Origin of the sequence: Ottowia beijingensis (assembly GCF_042680925.1) — a bacterium.
GTDB classification, from domain to species: Bacteria; Pseudomonadota; Gammaproteobacteria; order Burkholderiales; family Burkholderiaceae_C; genus Ottowia; species Ottowia beijingensis.
Genome location: NZ_JBHUEP010000008.1, coordinates 26758 through 42922 on the forward strand (window position 1 = coordinate 26758; position 16165 = coordinate 42922).

Here is a 16165-nt window from a genome sequence, read left to right on the forward strand (position 1 = left end):
GACAACGCACCGCACCAGGCAGCGCGTGCGGTAGGAGCGGCGGAAGCCGCGAATGCGTCCCATCGTGCATCCAGCCGTTCGCGGCTTCCGCCGCTCCTACAGTGCAGGTGGATCAAGCGAAAAGGCCTGAAGCGCTTGCTGCATCAGCGTATGCAGCTTCTGTTTTTATAGCTCCGGACGACGCTGGCGCGGCCAAGGAAAAGGCCCGCACGCGGCGGACCTTGGGTGCGCATGGGCGCTGTGCACATCACGCAGCGCCGTGCGCCATCGTCAGATGCCGATGGTGCCGCCGTCGGTGCGCGTCACCACCACGGTGGCCGAGCGCGGGCGCTTGTGGCCGTGGTGCAGCGCATCGCTGGCGGGCGCCTGGTTGCCGGGCCAGTGGCTGGTGAAGGTGTTGGTCGTGAAGTCGCCCTTGTCCTCGCCCGGGTGCTGCACGTTGAAGAACAGCGTCTTGCCGTCGGGCGTGACCACCACGCCGGTGATCTCGCAGTCGAACGGGCCGACCAGGAAGCGGCGCACGTTGGCATCGGTGGGCTTGGCGCCCATGATGGTCTCCTGACCTTCCCGCGTCTTGATCTTGCCGCCGTCGCCCACGTGGCCGGGCAGGGCCGCCAGCATCATGCAGTTGGTCACGTCGGTGTAGGCGCCGTCGTCGGTCTGGATCCACAGCAGGCCGTCGGTCTGGCCGTTGCGCTGGTCGAAGTACAGGCCGTCGGGGCTGGAGAAGTCGTTCACCGCCGTCAGGCCCGACAGGTTCTCGCTCTGCTTGCCGTCCTCGCGCGCGCCGAACAGGTACACGTCCCACTCGAAGCTGGTGCCGGCCTGGCCGCCTTTTTCCTTCCAGCGGATGATGTGGCCGTTGGTGTTGCCCTTGCGCGGGTTGGCGGCGTTCAGCGGCATCTTCTCGCCGTCGCGCTGCGAGTTGTTGGTCATGGTCATGTAAACCTCGTTGTTCAACGGGTTCACGCCACCCCACTCGGGGCGGTCCATCTTGGTGGCGCCCATGAAGTCGGCGGCCAGGCGGCAGTGCATCACCACGTCGCCCTGGTCGGCGAACGGGTACAGCGTGTTCTTGTCGTCGATGCCGTTCTTGCCGTGCGTCAGCTCCAGCCACTGGCCGGTGCCGTCGTCGTTGAACTTGGCGGCGTACAGCTTGCCCTTGTCCAGGTACTTGGCGCCCATGGCGGTGCCGCCGTTGATGTCCTTCGGGTCCCACTTGGCGTCGGACACGAACTTGAACACGTACTCGTTGCGCGCGTCGTCGCCGGAGTAGATGACGATGGGCTCGCCCGCCTTGGCCGGGGCTGGCCAGGCGCCTTCGTGGTTGAAGCGGCCCAGCGCGCTGCGCTTGACGGGCTTGCTCTCGGGGCGGAAGGGGTCGATCTCGACCACCCAGCCGAAGGTGTTGAAGCTGTTGCGGTGGTCTTCGGCCGCGCTGGCGCCGCTGACCTTGCTGTTCCAGCGCTGGTACTGCTCGCCATCGGGCGTGTCCCAGCCGTAGGGGTTCTTGCGGCCGGCCGGCAGGCCGTAGCGCTTGAGCGCCACGATCTCGCTGGCGCTGCGCTGCTCGTCGTCGCCGGCGGCGCGGCCGATGACGTTGAGGTAGTTCTCCTCGCAGGTCAGGTAGGTGCCCCAGGGCGTGTAGCCGTTGGCGCAGTTGTTGTTCATGCCGAAGGCCAGCTTGCCGTCGGGCGAGAGCTTGTTGACCAGCTTGGCGTTGCCGGCGGCCGGGCCGCCGAAGTCCATCTCGGTGGCGCTGGTCACGCGGCGGTTGTACTTGGAGCCGCGCACCATCTCCATGTCGTTGCTGCCGGACTTGCGCTTGACCTCGACCACGCTGACGCCGTGGGCGCGGATTTCCTTTTCCACCTCGTCGGCGGGGCGCTGGTCGCCCACCTTGGTGGAGCCAGCGGGGTGCAGGCCGTAGGGGGCCACCACGTATTCGTGGTTCACGCACAGCAGGCCGCGGTCGGAGCGGTTGGCGTCGAACTTGCCGTCGTCGCTCAGGCCGAAGTAGTACATGCCGTCGTGGCCGTCGCCGATGCGGCGGTCATACGACTCGGCGGTCTCGGTGCCGGCGTCGCTCCAGCTGGTGTCGCCGAACATCATCGGGTCGCCCAGCGCGTGCAGGATGCTGACCTGGTAGCCGGCCGGCACGCTCACGGTGTCGGCGTTGGTCTTGGCCACAGCGGCGAAGTTCAGCGACTTGGGCGTTGGCGCGGGCGCCGGTGCCGGGGTGTCGTCGTCGCTGCCGCCGCAGGCCGACAGGCCCACGCCACCCAGCAGCGCGGCCGTGGTGGCGCCAATGCCGCCCTTGAGCGCGCCGCGGCGGCTCAGGCGCGCGGCCAGGATGGTGTCCATGTGGGGGTTGGACGAATGGTTGACGATCTCGTTGTCGTCGTACTCGGAAACGGAAGGGGTCGTGTTCATGACAGGTGGGACTTTCGTGGAGAGAGGCGAACCTTGCGGAAGGCCGGATCGTGCAGTCCCAATGTGGCAATGTCGTGACACTGCCGTGACGGCGGTCAGCAGGCGCGCCGCGGCGGCTTCAGCTGCGCCAGGGGCAGCGCGCCCCCGGCCTTCACCTCGCCCAGCGAGAAGCTGGTGTGCATGTCCTTCACGTTCGGCAGGTGCAGCAGCACCTCGCGCGCGAAGCGGCTGAACTGCTCCAGGTCGGCCGCCACCACCTGCAGCTCGAAGGTGCCGGTGCCGCTGATGTAGTGGCAGCTGATGATTTCGGGCCGCTCGCGGATCGCCTGCTCCAGCCCGCGCATGGATGCGGCGCCGATCTGCGCCGCATCCAGTCGCACGAAGGCCAGCACGCCCAGGCCGATCTTGTGGCGGTCGATCTCGGCGCGATAGCCGCGGATGAAGCCGGCCTGCTCCAGCGCACGCACGCGGCGCCAGCACGGCGCGGCCGACAGGCCCACGCGCTGCGCCAGCTCGGTGTTGGTCAGGCGGCCGTCTTCTTGCAGATGTTGCAGGATGGCGAGGTCGTAGGCATCCAACGTTTCCATAGTGGGCCAATTCTAGAAAGAATCTTTCTTTTCTGTGCTTGAAAAGGGAGCGCAAAGAAAACACTTATCGTCACAGGCGGCATACACTTTGCTTTCAAATGACGGACAGGCCTGCCCACACGGCGCGCCACACCCCGCTGCCCACGAAGCGGCGGCCCACCAAGGAGACAAGCACATGAACGCCCCCCTGCCCGATCACATCCGCAAGGCACTGGAAACGGTGACCCTGGACGACAAGTACAGCCTGGATTACGGCCGCGCCTTCATGAGCGGCATCCAGGCGCTGGTCAAGCTGCCCATGCTGCAGCGCCAGCGCGATGCGCTGGTGGGCAAGAACACGGCCGGCTTCATCAGCGGCTACCGTGGCTCGCCGCTGGGCGGCTACGACCAGGCGCTGTGGGGCGCGCGCAAGCACCTCGAGTCGCAGCACATCGTGTTCCAGCCCGGCGTGAACGAGGAGCTGGCGGCCACCGCCATTTGGGGCACGCAGCAACTGGGCTTTGCGCCCGCGGGCACCAACAAGTTCGACGGTGTGTTCGGTATCTGGTACGGCAAGGGGCCGGGCGTGGACCGCTGCTCCGACGTGTTCAAGCACGCCAACATGGCGGGCACCACGCCCTGGGGCGGCGTGATTGCCGTGGCCGGCGACGACCACGTGGCCAAGAGTTCGACGGCCGCGCACCAGAGCGACCACATCTTCAAGGCCTGCGGCCTGCCGGTGTTCTTCCCTTCCACGGTGCAGGAAATCCTGGACCTGGGCGTGCACGCCTTCGCCATGAGCCGCTATGCCGGCGTGTGGACGAGCATGAAGACGATCCAGGAGATCGTCGAATCCAGCGCCACGGCGATGATCGACCCTGAGCGCGTGCAGATCGCGCTGCCGACCGATTTCGAGATGCCGCCCGGCGGCGTGCACATCCGCTGGCCCGATGCCGCGCTGCCGCAGGAAGAGCGCCTGTTCAACTGGAAGTGGTACGCCGCGCTGGCCTACGTGCGCGCCAACCGGCTGAACTACAACGTCATCGCCACGCCGCACGACCGCTTCGGCATCATCGCCAGCGGCAAGGCCTACAACGACACGCGCCAGGCCCTGATCGACCTGGGCCTGGACGACGCCACCTGCCGCCAGCTGGGCATCCGCCTGCACAAGGTGAACGTGGTGTGGCCGCTGGAGGCGCAGATCACGCGCGACTTCGCCACCGGGCTGAAGGAAATCCTGGTGGTGGAAGAGAAGCGCCAGGTGATCGAATACCAGATCAAGGAAGAGCTGTACAACTGGCGCGCCGACGTGCGCCCCAACGTGCTGGGCAAGTACCACGAAGGCCCGGACGGCAGCCTGTCGGGCGGCGAATGGTCGCGCGGCAACCCCACGGCCAACACGCTGCTGCGCGCCACCGCCGACCTGACGCCGGCCCTCATCGCCCGCGCCATCGCCGAGCGCCTGAAGAAGCTGGGCCTGGACGCCGACATGACGGCGCGCATCGACCGCCAGCTGGCCGTGCTGGACGCCGCCGAGCGCGGCATGCAGGCGCTGGAGATCGGCGGCAGCGGCGCCGACCGCATGCCCTGGTTCTGCTCCGGCTGCCCGCACAACACCAGCACCCGCGTGCCCGAGGGCTCGCGCGCCATGGCCGGCATCGGCTGCCATTTCATGAGCATCTGGATGGACCGCGCCACGGTGGGCTTCACGCAGATGGGCGGCGAGGGCGTGCCGTGGGTGGGCCAGCAGCCGTTCAGCAAGGAGCAGCACGTGTTCGCCAACCTGGGCGACGGCACCTACTACCACAGCGGCTCGCTGGCGGTGCGCCAGGCGGTGACGGCGGGCGTCAACATCACCTACAAGATCCTCTACAACGACGCCGTGGCCATGACCGGCGGCCAGCAGATCGGCGAGCGGCCCGAGGGGCTGTCGGTGATCCAGATCGCGCAGAACATGCGCGCCGAAGGCGCCGCCAAGATCACCATCGTCACCGACGAGCCCGAGAAATACGCCAACGCCACGCAGCACGGACTGCCCTTGGGCATCGAGATCCAGCACCGCGACAAGCTGGATGCCGTGCAGCGCGAGTTCCGCGAGATCCCGGGCACCACGGTCATCATCTACGACCAGACCTGCGCCACCGAGAAGCGCCGCCGCCGCAAGCGCGGCACCATGGTCGACCCGGCGGTGCGCGTGATCATCAACGAGGCCGTGTGCGAAGGCTGCGGCGACTGCAGCGTGCAGAGCAACTGCCTGAGCTTGGAGCCGCTGGAGACCGAGTTCGGCCGCAAGCGCACCATCAACCAGAGCACCTGCAACAAGGACACCAGCTGCCTGAAGGGCTTCTGCCCCAGCTTCATCACCGTCGAGGGCGGCCAGCTGAAGAAGAAAGCCAAGGCCAAGGCCAGCGTGTCGCCCGCCGAGCTGGGCGCGCTGCCCGAGCCGGTGCAGCAGCAGCCCGCACCGGGCGGCGCCTGGGGCATCGTGGTGGCGGGCGTGGGCGGCACCGGGGTCATCACCATCGGCCAGTTGCTGGGCATGGCGGCGCACATGGAGGGCAAGGGCATCGTCACGCAGGACGCGGCCGGCCTGGCGCAGAAGGGCGGCGCCACCTGGAGCCACGTGCTGATCGGCGAGTCGCAGGACGACATCCGCACCACGCGCGTGGGCATGGCGGCGGCCGACTTGATCCTGGGGTGCGACCCGATCGTGGCCGCCAACAAGGAGACCATGCTGCGCATGCGCGAGGGCCGCACGCACGTGGCGCTGAACTCGCACGGCACGCCGACGGCGGCGTTCGTGAAGGATGGCGCGTGGCAGAACCCGTCGGAGCGCTGTGCCGCCGACATCGCCCGCGCCGTGGGCCCCACCGGCCTGTCGCGCTTCGACGCCGATGCCGTGGCCAGCCAGCTGCTGGGCGACACCCTCTACGTCAACCCGATGATCCTGGGCTACGCCTGGCAGAAGGGCTGGGTGCCGCTGCGCCGCGAATCGCTGCTGCGCGCCATGGAGCTGAACAACGTGCAGGTCGAGAACAACAAGGCCGCCTTCGAGTGGGGCCGCCAGGCGGCGCACGACTTCGCGCGCGTGCAGAAGCTGCTGACGGGCGCCGGCGGCGCGCAGGTGATCGAGTTCAAGAAGCGCGAAACACTCGAATCCATCATCGCGCGACGGGTGGAGTTCCTCACCGGCTACCAGGACGCGGCCTACGCCGACCAGTACCGCGACTTCGTGGCGCAGGTGCAGCAGGCCGAAAGCAAGCTGGGCGGCAAGACCCTGCTTTCCGAGGCCGTGGCGCGCTACCTGTTCAAGCTGATGGCGTACAAGGACGAGTACGAAGTGGCGCGCCTGCACAGCGACCCGGCGTTCCAGCAGCGCATTGCCGACATGTTCGAGGGCGATTACAAAGTCAATTACCACCTGGCCCCGCCCATGACGGCCGACCGCAACGACAAGGGCGAGCTGCTGAAGAAGAAGTACGGCCCGTCGATGCTGCGCAACTTCAAATTGCTGGCCAAACTGAAAGGCCTGCGCGGCGGCGCGCTGGACATCTTCGGCAAGACCGAAGAGCGCCAGACCGAGCGCGCGCTGATCCAGCAGTACCGCGCCAGCATCGAGGAGGTGCTGCAGGGCCTGAACAGCGAGAACCACGCCACGGCGGTGGAGATTGCCCGCATTCCCGAGCAGATCAAGGGCTACGGCCACGTGAAGGAGCGCAACCTGAAGGCCGCCCGCACGCGCTGGGCCGAGCTGATGGCGCAGTACCGCGATCCGCAAGGGGCGCGGCAGGTGGCCTGAAGCGGGCGCCGGGGCAGCAAGCCCAAAAAATAGTAGCTGCTTGTGCCCGCCAGTAAAGGATTTCAGCATTAAATGATGCTGAAATCCTTGTACATCAAGCGCAAGCAGCTATCAAAATAGAGAATACCCTTCGCCATCGCCTGACGGGCCGTGGCGCACACGGGTGCCGCTTAAAATGGCGGGTTGCCAGTCGGGCCGCCACCGCGCGCCTGCAGCGCCGCCGCGCGGCCCGTGCCCTCTGTCCTTTCATCCCCTTTTCCGCCATCGGAGTCTGCCTGTGTTCATCTCAAACGCCTTCGCCCAGACCGCCCCGGCCGCCGCATCCGGCGGCGACATGGGCTCCTCGCTCATGAGCATGCTGCCCCTGGTGCTGATGTTCGTGGTGCTGTACTTCATCATGATCCGCCCGCAGATGAAGAAGCAGAAGGAGCACCGCGCCATGATCGACGCCCTGGCCAAGGGCGACGAAGTGGTCACCGCCGGCGGCCTGCTGGGCAAGGTGAGCACGCTCACCGACAGCCACATCGGCCTGCAGATCGCCAACGGCGTCGAGGTGCAGATGCAGCGCAGCGCCGTGGTGCAGGTGCTGCCCAAGGGAACCATCAAGTAAGCGGCGAATCGCACCGCCGCGGCCCGCCAGCGCGCGGCAGCCAGCCCAGGGCCGCTCTCGCCGGCCCGCTACCGACCCCTCTTCATGAACCGATACCCCTTCTGGAAATACATCATCATCCTCATCACGCTGCTGGTGGGGGTGATCTACACGCTGCCCAACTTCTTCGGCGAGGCGCCGGCGGTGCAGGTGTCGGCCGGCAAGGTGACGGTGCGCGTCGATGACGGCACCCTGTCGCGGGTCGAGGCGGCGCTGAAGACCGCCAGCCTGGCGCCCACCCGGCTGACGCTGGAGGGCAACTCGGTGTGGGCGCGTTTCGACACCACCGACAACCAGCTCAAGGCCAAGGACGCCATCGAGCGCGCCCTGAACCCCGACCCCGCCGACCCCTCGCACATCGTGGCGCTGAACCTGGTGCCGCGCTCGCCCGCCTGGCTGGCGGCGCTGAACGCCAAGCCCATGTACCTGGGCCTCGACCTGCGCGGCGGCGTGCACTTCATGCTGCAGGTCGACATGCGCGCGGCCATCACCAAGCGGCTGGACACGCTGGCCAGCGACATCCGCCTGACCCTGCGCGAGAAGGACGTGCGCCATGGCGGCGTCAGCCGCGAGGGCAACTCCATCGAGATCCGCGCCCGCGACGCCGCCACGCTGGAGGCCGCGCGCCGCGCCATCACCGACAGCCAGCCCGACCTGCAACTGGCCGAAAGCTCCGGCGGCGAGCCGCGCCTGGTCGCCACCTTCAAGCCGCAGGCGCTGCAGGCGGTGCAGAACGACGCGGTCAAGCAGAACATCACCACGCTGCACAACCGCGTCAACGAACTGGGCGTGGCCGAGCCGGTGATCCAGCAGCAGGGCGCCGACCGCGTGGTGGTGCAGCTGCCCGGCGTGCAGGACACGGCCAAGGCCAAGGACATCCTGGGCCGCACGGCCACGCTGGAAATGCGCCTGGTGGACGAAAGCACCGAAGGCCGTGCCGCCGAACTCAGCAACGGCCCCGTGCCCTTCGGTTCGGAGAAGTTCCTGCTGCGCGACGGATCGTCGGTCATCGTCAAGCGCCAGGTCATCCTGACGGGCGACAGCCTGACCGATGCGCAGCCCGGCTTCGACTCGCAGACGCAGCAGCCCAAGGTCGACCTGACGGTGGACGCCAAGGGCGGCCGCATCATGCGCGACGTCAGCCGCGAGAACCTGCGCAAGCGCATGGCCATCATCCTGTTCGAGAAGGGCAAGGGCGAGGCGTTGACGGCGCCGGTGATCCAGGCCGAGCTGGGCACGCGCTTCCAGATCTCCGGCTCGATGACCACGGTGGAGGCCAACGACCTGGCGCTGCTGCTGCGCGCCGGCTCGCTGGCGGCGCCGATGGAGATCATCGAGGAGCGCACCATCGGCCCCAGCCTGGGCGCCGACAACATCTCCAAGGGCTTCCACAGCGTGATGTGGGGCTTCGCGGCGATCGTGGTGTTCATGATCGTCTACTACCACCTGTTCGGCGTCTTCTCGTCGATCGCGCTGACCTTCAACCTGTTGCTGCTGGTGGCCATCCTGTCGATGCTGCAGGCCACGCTGACGCTGCCAGGCATCGCCGCCGTGGCGCTGACGCTGGGCATGGCCATCGACGCCAACGTGCTGATCAACGAACGCATCCGCGAGGAACTGCGCGGCGGCGCCTCGCCGCAGGCGGCCATCCACTCGGGCTACGACCGCGCCTGGGCGACGATCCTGGACTCCAACGTCACCTCGCTGATCGCGGGCTTGGCGCTGCTGGCCTTCGGCTCCGGCCCGGTGCGCGGCTTCGCCGTGGTGCACTGCATCGGCATCCTGACCTCGATGTTCTCGGCGGTGTTCTTCTCGCGCGGGCTGGTCAACTGGTGGTATGGCCGCCAGAAGAAGCTGAAGACGGTGTCGATCGGCACCGTGTGGCGGCCCGAACACGACAAGAAACTGGCCGACGGCAGCGGCGCGGCCGGCTGAGCGCTGGGAAAGCAAGACCATGGAATTCTTGGTTCCGGCATCACATGCGCTTCGCGCACATGTGGGCCTGCACTGAAAACTCCAACAGAAGCCTAGGAAAGTCAGATGGAGTTTTTCAAGATCGGACGGGACATCCCGTTCATGCGGTATGCGTTGATCTTCAACGTCATATCGATCGCCACCTTCGTGCTGGCGGTGTTCTTCCTGATCACGCGCGGCCTGCACCTGTCGGTCGAGTTCACGGGCGGCACGGTGATGGAGGTCAGCTACAGCCAAACCGCCGACCTGGCCAAGGTGCGCAACACCGTCGGTTCGCTCGGCTTCGGCGAAGCCCAGGTGCAGAACTTCGGTACCTCGCGCGACGTGCTGATCCGCCTGCCGGTGCAGCAGGGCAAGACTTCGGCGCAGCAGAGCGAACAGGTGCTGCAGGCGCTGAAGGCGGCCTCGCCCGACGTCGAGTTGCGGCGCACCGAGTTCGTCGGGCCCCAGGTGGGCCGGGAGCTGGCAGCCGACGGCCTGAAGGCGCTGGCCTTCGTGGTCATCGGCATCATGATCTACCTGTCGATGCGCTTCGAGTGGAAGTACGCGGTGGCCGGCATCATCGCCAACCTGCACGATGTGATCATCATCCTGGGCTTCTTCGCCCTGTTCCAGTGGGAGTTCTCGCTCTCGGTGCTGGCGGCCATCCTGGCGGTGCTGGGCTATTCGGTGAACGAGTCGGTGGTCATCTTCGACCGCATCCGCGAGAACTTCCGCCGCTACCGCAAGATGAGCACGGTGGAGATCATCAACAACTCCATCACCGCCAACATCAGCCGCACCATCATCACCCACGGCTCGACGCAGATCATGGTGCTGTCGATGCTGCTGTTCGGCGGCGAGACGCTGCACTACTTCTCGGTCGCGCTGACCATCGGCATCCTTTTCGGGATCTACTCCTCGGTGTTCGTGGCCTGCGCCATCGCCATGTGGCTGGGCATCAAGCGCGAAGATCTGATCAAGAGCAGCCGCAAGGAAGGCGACGCGAACGATCCGAATTCGGGCGCCGTGGTGTAAGTCACGCGCGACCCGAGCGCCGGCAGTTCGCCATGCGATACTGCCGGCGCATTCCGTTACGCTCCGCGCCATGGCCACATCCTCCCAGGCTGTCCTCCAGTACCGAATTGCCCGCCAGGTGCGCGAGCAGTTCGTGAACACGCTGGATGCGTCGATCATCGAACTGATGGGGCTGATGCAGAATCACCTGAGCCAGCTGGCGCAGGGCGGTGGGGCTGGCCGCTCGGTGGCCGAGATTCAGCTGGCGATGGAGGCGGCCGCGCTCTTCCGGGCCGAACGGCAGCACTGGGTGGCAACGGTGCGCAGGGAGTGGCGCGAGGCGCTCATCCGCATGGGCAGCAAGACCGGCAATACCGACATGGCCGGATTGAGCCTGGTCGACGATGAACTGGTGGAACGCAAGATCGCGGCCTCGCGCCTGGCTGCGGCCGTGGCGGAAGCGGCGGGCGCCGAATTCAACAACCTGCGCCTGCGGATGCAGTTTCTGGAGCGCCGCTCGGACCTGCCGGCCGACGACGTGCTCAAGCCCGAAACGCTGGCGCAGATCATGGTCAAGGCCTGGACCGACTGTGGGCTGACCCGGCCCATGTGGGCGCTGGTGCATCCGGCGGTGCAGGCGGGGCTGGCGCGCCGACTGCCCGAAGCCTTCCGCCAGGCCAACGAGTGGCTGGTGCAGCAGGGCGTGATGGCCGAGATCGACCTCAAGTCTCTGGTGCGGCGTGCCGACGGCGAGGCGGGGGGCAGTGGCGCGGGCGCGGGGGCCTCCGGCGGAGCCGGGCAGCGGCCATCGGCCTGGGGCGGATCACCGCAACCATCGGCACGTGGCCCCGGCACAGGCTGGCAGGGCGGTGGCACCCGCGCTGCGCCCGCCACGCGCCTCGACGCGCCAATGACCGCGCCGATGACGGCGCCAATGGGGGGCACGGGTTATTCGGGCGTGCCCGATGTGCGGCCCTCGGCACTGGCCCGGGCCGAGCAGGAAACCCGCATGCTGACCGCCGCCACGCCCATGACGCGGGTGCGCCAGCGCGCGCAGGGCGTGCTGGGGCAGCTGCGGCGCCTGCTGACGGATCGCGTGGCGGATTTCGAGTCGGGCGTGCCGGCGGGCCCGCCGTCGCCACAACTGGCCCAGGCGCTGGCTGAGCCGGCCACGCCGTTCGCCGTCACCGAGCTGATGGATTCGCGCGGCGGCGCCGTCACCCGGACGCTGCCCATGGCCAACGTCGAGGTGGTGGCCACCCGCCTGCGCCAGCGTGCGGCCGAGCTGAAGGAAAAAGCCGATAAACCCAGCGAGAAGGCGATCATCGAGATCGTGGCGCTGATGTTCCAGGCCATCCTGGCCGAAGAGCGGATTCCGGCGGCCATCCGCGTGTGGTTCGCCCGCCTGCAGATTCCGGTGCTGCGGTTGGCACTGGCCGAGCCGGACTTCTTTGCCTCGGTGCAGCATCCGGCGCGGCAGCTCATCGACCGCATGGGCGCGTGCGCGCTCGGTTTCGATGCCACCACCATCACCGGCAGCCGGCTGGAGCGCGAGATCAAGCGCATCGTGCAGGTGGTCGAGCAGTACCCTGAAACCGGCCGGCGCGTCTATCAGCTGGTGCTGGACGAATTCAAGAAGTTCCTCGGCCGCTCGCTCACCGAGGGCGGCAGCGCTCAGCAGGCGGCCACGCTGGCGCAGCAGGTCGAGCAGAAGGAAGCCCTGGCGATCCAGTACACCATCGAGCTGCGGCGCATGCTGGCGTCGGTACCGGTGCCGGACGACGTGCGCGAGTTCCTGTTCCGCATCTGGTCCGAGGTGCTGGCCATGGCCGCCGTGCGGCGCGGCCCGCAGGCCGAAGAAACGCTGCGCTACAAGCAGGCCGCGGCCGATCTGCTGTGGTCCGTCAGCCCGAAAATGGACCGCACCGAGCGCAGCCGGGTGGTGCAGCAGCTTGCCAGCCTGCTGCACACGCTGCGCGACGGCATGGGCACCCTGGCCATGGACGCGGACGAGCAGGACGGGCACATCAAGCTGGTCAACGACGCGGTGATGCAGGCCTTCGTGTCGCGCGGCGAGGGCATGTCGCCCTCCAAGCTGGCCGAGCTGTCGCACAGCCTGGCCGGGCTGGAGGATGTGGTCACCGACGACCCCGAGGGCGATGTGCTGCTCGATCCCGGCATGATCGAGCTGCTGTTCGGCGTCGAGGGCGACGCGCTGGAGGTGATCGCCACCGGCGGCTCGCAGCCCAGCGAGGGCATGCTGCATTGGGCGCACGAACTGGAGCTGGGCGTGTGGTTCGCGCTCGATTACCTGGGCGACGTGGTGCAGGTGCAGTACGTGTGGCGCAGCCGGCGTGGGCAGCTGCACCTGTTCTCGGCCGGGGCCAACCGCCACTACCTGGTGCAGACGCGCCGCCTGGCGTCCTACCTGCAGGCGGGCCTGCTGGTGCCGGTGGAGGACGAGGCCCTGACCATCCGTGCCACGCGCGAGGCCCTCACCAAGCTCAACGTCGAGCCGGATCGCCTGCTGCACTGACCGGCCGGGGCGCGCTTGCTCAATGCGGCAGCCGGTGCCGCGTGTCGTCGCACAACTCGTCGATCACCAGCATGTCGGGCGTCATGTTCACGCGCCAGTAGACCATCATGACGATGATCTTCAGGTCGTCCAGGCCCAGGGGTGATTCGGACGCCGCGAGCGCGCGGTCGATCACCACCTCGCGCAGTTCGGCCGACAGCGCGCCAGCGTCTTCCAGAAAGCGCAGGCAGGCGATGCCGTGCGGGCCCAGTTGGTCCATTTCCTGCGGCGTGTACACGCGCAGGCTGCCGGCCGAGGCGGGCCAGCTGGGCAGGGCGGGCACGGCAGAGGCTGATTCGTCCTGCGGCGGCAAGCAGATGCTGTCGGCCGCGCAGTCGAGCCCGTCGAGCCAGTGCAGCGCCTGCACGATGTCATCGCGCCCGAAGCCGGCGCTGCTCAGGCGGCGGCCCAACTGCTCGCGGTCGGTGTCCAGGCCACCGCCGCCGTAGTTCTCGTACACGTACACGAGCACTTCATACATGCGGCCAATATAGCGCATGGCTGCGGCGCCGCGCGCTGCCATCGGAAGTGGTTGCGCGCCCGGCGCTGGGGCCTCGCTCAGGCCTGCCCCAGGCGCTGGAACAGGCCGCCGGGCAGGCGCCCCACCAGGCCGTCGAGTTCCAGCTCCAGCAGGCGCGCCTGCAGGGTGGGCGTGTCGAGGCCGGTGCGGGCCTGCAGGGCGTCCAGGCTCACCGGGTCGGCGCCCAGGGCGGCCAGCAGGCCGTCGGGGTCGGGGGCGGGCGCCGCGGGCGCGGCCGACGGCGGCGCGGCGAGCGCGACGGCACCGGGCCAGCGCAGTTCCTCCAGCACGTCCTGCGCGGTCTCCACCAGCTTGGCGCCCTGGCGGATCAGGGCGTGGCAGCCGCGTGACTGCGGGCTGTGGATGGAGCCGGGAATGGCGAACACCTCCTTGCCCTGCTCCACGGCCAGCCGCGCGGTGATGAGCGAGCCGGATTGCAGCGCTGCCTCGACCACCAGCGTGCCCTGCGACAGCCCGGCGATCAGCCGGTTGCGCTTGGGGAAGTTGCCGGCCAGCGGCGGCGTGCCCAGCGGGTATTCGCTGACGATCAGGCCCTGGCGGGCGATGCGGTGCGCCAGCTCGCGGTGCTGGCGCGGATAGACGCGGTCGATGCCGGTGCCGATGACGGCGATGGTGGCGATGCCGCCCGCGGGCGCGCCCTCCAGCGCGCCTTCGTGGGCCGCGCCATCCACGCCCAGGGCCAGCCCCGACACCACGGTGATGCCCCCGCCCGCGAAGGCGCGCGCGAACTGCCGCGCGTTCTGCGCGCCCTGTGGCGTGGGGTTGCGGCTGCCGACCATGGCGATAACACGCCGGGGCCAGTTGGTTGCTTCACTATCAATAGCTGCTTGCGCCCGTGGGTTGGGCGCTGAAGGCTGATTCAATCCATCATTTTTTTCACCCAGGTCCCCCAGCACGTACAGCACGCACGGCGGGTCTTCGGTGGCCAGCAGGCTGGCGGGGTAGGCCGCATCGCCCAGCGTGACGACGCGGCGCCCGATGCCGTCCTCGGCGGCGCCCAGCCAGTCCAGTGTGGCCTGCAGTTGCGCGGCCAGCGCCTCGGGCACCTGCTGCAGCGCGCTGGCCTGCGCCGGTGTGAGCAACTGGCGCAGGGCGGTGGCGGGTTGCTCGAAGATGGCCTGCGGCAGGCCGAAGGCCGCCAGCAGGCGCCGCGCGGCGTCGTTGCCGACGCCCGGGCTCAAAGTCAGGCGCAGCCAGGCTTCGAGTTCGGCGCGGTCCATGCGCTGCGCTGCCACGGCCGGCGGGGCCGCGGCCTCAGTTCGGGTTGACCAGCTTGTCGCCCACCTGGATGGGCGTGGCGCTTTCCATGACCAGCGCGTACGACACGCGCTCGAACATGCGGAACACCATGGCCACGCCGTTGTGCTCGTCCGGCAGCTGGATCACCGAGCGCGCCTTGTCGGTCTTGTCGACCAGGCGCGGGCCGGTGGTCAGCACCGACAGCACGTGGCCGTGCTCGATGCCATCGCGCAGGCCCTTGTTGATGACCACGATCTGGTTCTGGCCGGCGTAGCGCACCGAATTGCCGTGCACCAGCACCACGCGCGCTTCCACCGGCAGATCGGGCGCGTGCGGCACGTAGCTGCGGTATTCGCGTGGCGGCTCGGGCAGCAGGCGGTCGCCGGCCTTCATTTCTTCCTTGCTGCTGACCACGTCGATGGTTGCCGGCACTGGCATCAGCCGGGGCACGCTGGCGTCGGCCTTGGGCGGCTCGATCTCGGCATCGCCGCTGGCCGGCTGCGCGACGGGCGCGTGGCGGCTTGGGGTCTTGGTGAGTTCTTCCTCGGTCTCGCTCTCGCCGCGCGCCAGCCAGGCCTGGCCGACGTACTGGCCTTCGTAGCCCAAGATCTCGCCCGTCACCGGGTCCTTCAGCGGCGTGGCGGTGCGGAACACGCGGAAGTCGGTCGGCAGGCCCGGCGCCTTCAGCAGCGGCGCATCCACCGGGCCGCGCACGTAGGCGCGATCACCCTTGGCCACCAGCACGCGGCTCTGCTCGGCCAGCGCCACGATGCGCGGCGCGCGCTGGAAGGTGTCGTCATCCACCACCAGCGGCTCGGTCAGGAAGGGCTCGATCAGGTGCGGCTGCAGCGTGGGCAGCGGGTTGGCGTCCAGCGCCTCGATGCGGTTGCGCGGCGACACCCGGATGGTGGCGCCCGGCTGGCCGTCGACCCCGCGGCGCGCGCGCAGGAAGGCGCGGTCGCCCACGCGCTCCAGGTACAGCTGCTGGCCGGGGTAGATCAGGTGCGGGTTGCGGATGTCCTTCAGGTTCATGCCCCACAGCTCGGGCCAGCGCCAGGGCGACTTCAGGAACATGCCGGAGATGCGCCACAGCGTGTCGCCGCGGCGCACGGTGTATTCCTCAGGGGCGTTGGGCGCCAGCGCCGACAGCGGCACGCCCTGCGCGGCCACCTGCTGCGCGGTGGCGCGTTGCGTGGGCGTCACGGGGCGGTTGGCGGCGGATTGCGCGGCCACCGGCTGCGCGGCCAACAGGGCCGCCGCCAGCAGGCTCAGCGGCGCGACCAGGGCGCGCGTGGCGCCAGGAAAAGAATGTTTCATTGTTTTGCTGTGAGCGGCTGCTGACTTGACAAAGCACTGGACATTCTGCATTCAAGCCCTTGATCCGGCAACGGAA

General features: G+C 68.5%; 10 protein-coding genes. 5 read left to right on the top strand and 5 right to left on the bottom strand.

Annotated elements, in window-relative coordinates; translation table 11 throughout:
- Positions 1-270: 270 nt before the first annotated feature.
- Positions 271-2433, bottom strand: a complete 2163-nt coding sequence (locus tag ACFSCU_RS13220) for a PhoX family protein (protein WP_180550249.1) — start codon at positions 2431-2433, stop codon at positions 271-273.
- A gap of 95 nt (positions 2434-2528) precedes the next feature.
- The gene (locus ACFSCU_RS13225) at positions 2529-3020 is read right to left on the bottom strand and encodes an Lrp/AsnC family transcriptional regulator (protein WP_377560932.1); all 492 of its coding nucleotides are present in this window, start codon (positions 3018-3020) and stop codon (positions 2529-2531) included.
- Positions 3021-3195: 175 nt separating this feature from the next.
- On the opposite strand from ACFSCU_RS13225, the gene ACFSCU_RS13230 reads away from it, so the two are divergent.
- The 5 genes from ACFSCU_RS13230 to ACFSCU_RS13250 all read left to right on the top strand — a co-directional run bounded on the left by ACFSCU_RS13230 (position 3196) and on the right by ACFSCU_RS13250 (position 12953).
- Positions 3196-6798 carry an indolepyruvate ferredoxin oxidoreductase family protein gene (locus ACFSCU_RS13230; RefSeq protein ID WP_377560933.1) on the top strand — a complete coding sequence of 1201 codons (3603 nt, stop codon included), beginning with the start codon at positions 3196-3198 and terminating at the stop codon, positions 6796-6798.
- Positions 6799-7075: 277 nt separating this feature from the next.
- Positions 7076-7408, top strand: a complete 333-nt coding sequence (gene yajC, locus ACFSCU_RS13235; RefSeq protein WP_180550247.1) for a preprotein translocase subunit YajC — start codon at positions 7076-7078, stop codon at positions 7406-7408.
- A gap of 84 nt (positions 7409-7492) precedes the next feature.
- Positions 7493-9382 (top strand): protein translocase subunit SecD, encoded by a 1890-nt coding sequence (gene secD, locus ACFSCU_RS13240; protein WP_180550246.1) that lies wholly within the window; start codon positions 7493-7495, stop codon positions 9380-9382.
- Between the two features lie 105 nt (positions 9383-9487).
- Complete coding sequence (gene secF / locus ACFSCU_RS13245) at positions 9488-10438, top strand: protein translocase subunit SecF (protein WP_377560934.1); 951 nt, start codon at positions 9488-9490, stop codon at positions 10436-10438.
- A gap of 70 nt (positions 10439-10508) precedes the next feature.
- The gene (locus tag ACFSCU_RS13250) at positions 10509-12953 is read left to right on the top strand and encodes a DUF1631 family protein (protein ID WP_377560935.1); all 2445 of its coding nucleotides are present in this window, start codon (positions 10509-10511) and stop codon (positions 12951-12953) included.
- Between the two features lie 19 nt (positions 12954-12972).
- Here ACFSCU_RS13250 and ACFSCU_RS13255 read toward each other — a convergent pair whose 3' ends face one another.
- The 3 genes from ACFSCU_RS13255 to ACFSCU_RS13265 all read right to left on the bottom strand — a co-directional run bounded on the left by ACFSCU_RS13255 (position 12973) and on the right by ACFSCU_RS13265 (position 16089).
- A complete protein-coding gene (locus tag ACFSCU_RS13255) occupies positions 12973-13473 on the bottom strand; it encodes a Smg family protein (protein WP_180551744.1) in 501 nt (166 codons plus the stop codon).
- Positions 13474-13550: 77 nt separating this feature from the next.
- Positions 13551-14753 (bottom strand): DNA-processing protein DprA, encoded by a 1203-nt coding sequence (dprA, locus tag ACFSCU_RS13260; RefSeq protein WP_377560936.1) that lies wholly within the window; start codon positions 14751-14753, stop codon positions 13551-13553.
- 34 nt (positions 14754-14787) lie between these two features.
- Positions 14788-16089: a LysM peptidoglycan-binding domain-containing protein gene (locus ACFSCU_RS13265; RefSeq protein ID WP_180550243.1), complete on the bottom strand. Its 1302-nt coding sequence runs from the start codon at positions 16087-16089 to the stop codon at positions 14788-14790.
- Between the last annotated feature and the right edge of the window lie 76 nt (positions 16090-16165).

What these genes read in the sequence shown, in the direction of transcription:
- ACFSCU_RS13220 (WP_180550249.1), bottom strand. Translation starts at nt 2,433, where the DNA reads ATGAACACGACCCCTTCCGTTTCCGAGTACGACGACAACGAGATCGTC.
- ACFSCU_RS13225 (WP_377560932.1), bottom strand. Translation starts at nt 3,020, where the DNA reads ATGGAAACGTTGGATGCCTACGACCTCGCCATCCTGCAACATCTGCAA.
- ACFSCU_RS13230 (WP_377560933.1), top strand. Translation starts at nt 3,196, where the DNA reads ATGAACGCCCCCCTGCCCGATCACATCCGCAAGGCACTGGAAACGGTG.
- secD (WP_180550246.1), top strand. Translation starts at nt 7,493, where the DNA reads ATGAACCGATACCCCTTCTGGAAATACATCATCATCCTCATCACGCTG.
- secF (WP_377560934.1), top strand. Translation starts at nt 9,488, where the DNA reads ATGGAGTTTTTCAAGATCGGACGGGACATCCCGTTCATGCGGTATGCG.
- ACFSCU_RS13250 (WP_377560935.1), top strand. Translation starts at nt 10,509, where the DNA reads ATGGCCACATCCTCCCAGGCTGTCCTCCAGTACCGAATTGCCCGCCAG.
- ACFSCU_RS13255 (WP_180551744.1), bottom strand. Translation starts at nt 13,473, where the DNA reads ATGTATGAAGTGCTCGTGTACGTGTACGAGAACTACGGCGGCGGTGGC.
- dprA (WP_377560936.1), bottom strand. Translation starts at nt 14,753, where the DNA reads ATGGACCGCGCCGAACTCGAAGCCTGGCTGCGCCTGACTTTGAGCCCG.
- ACFSCU_RS13265 (WP_180550243.1), bottom strand. Translation starts at nt 16,089, where the DNA reads ATGAAACATTCTTTTCCTGGCGCCACGCGCGCCCTGGTCGCGCCGCTG.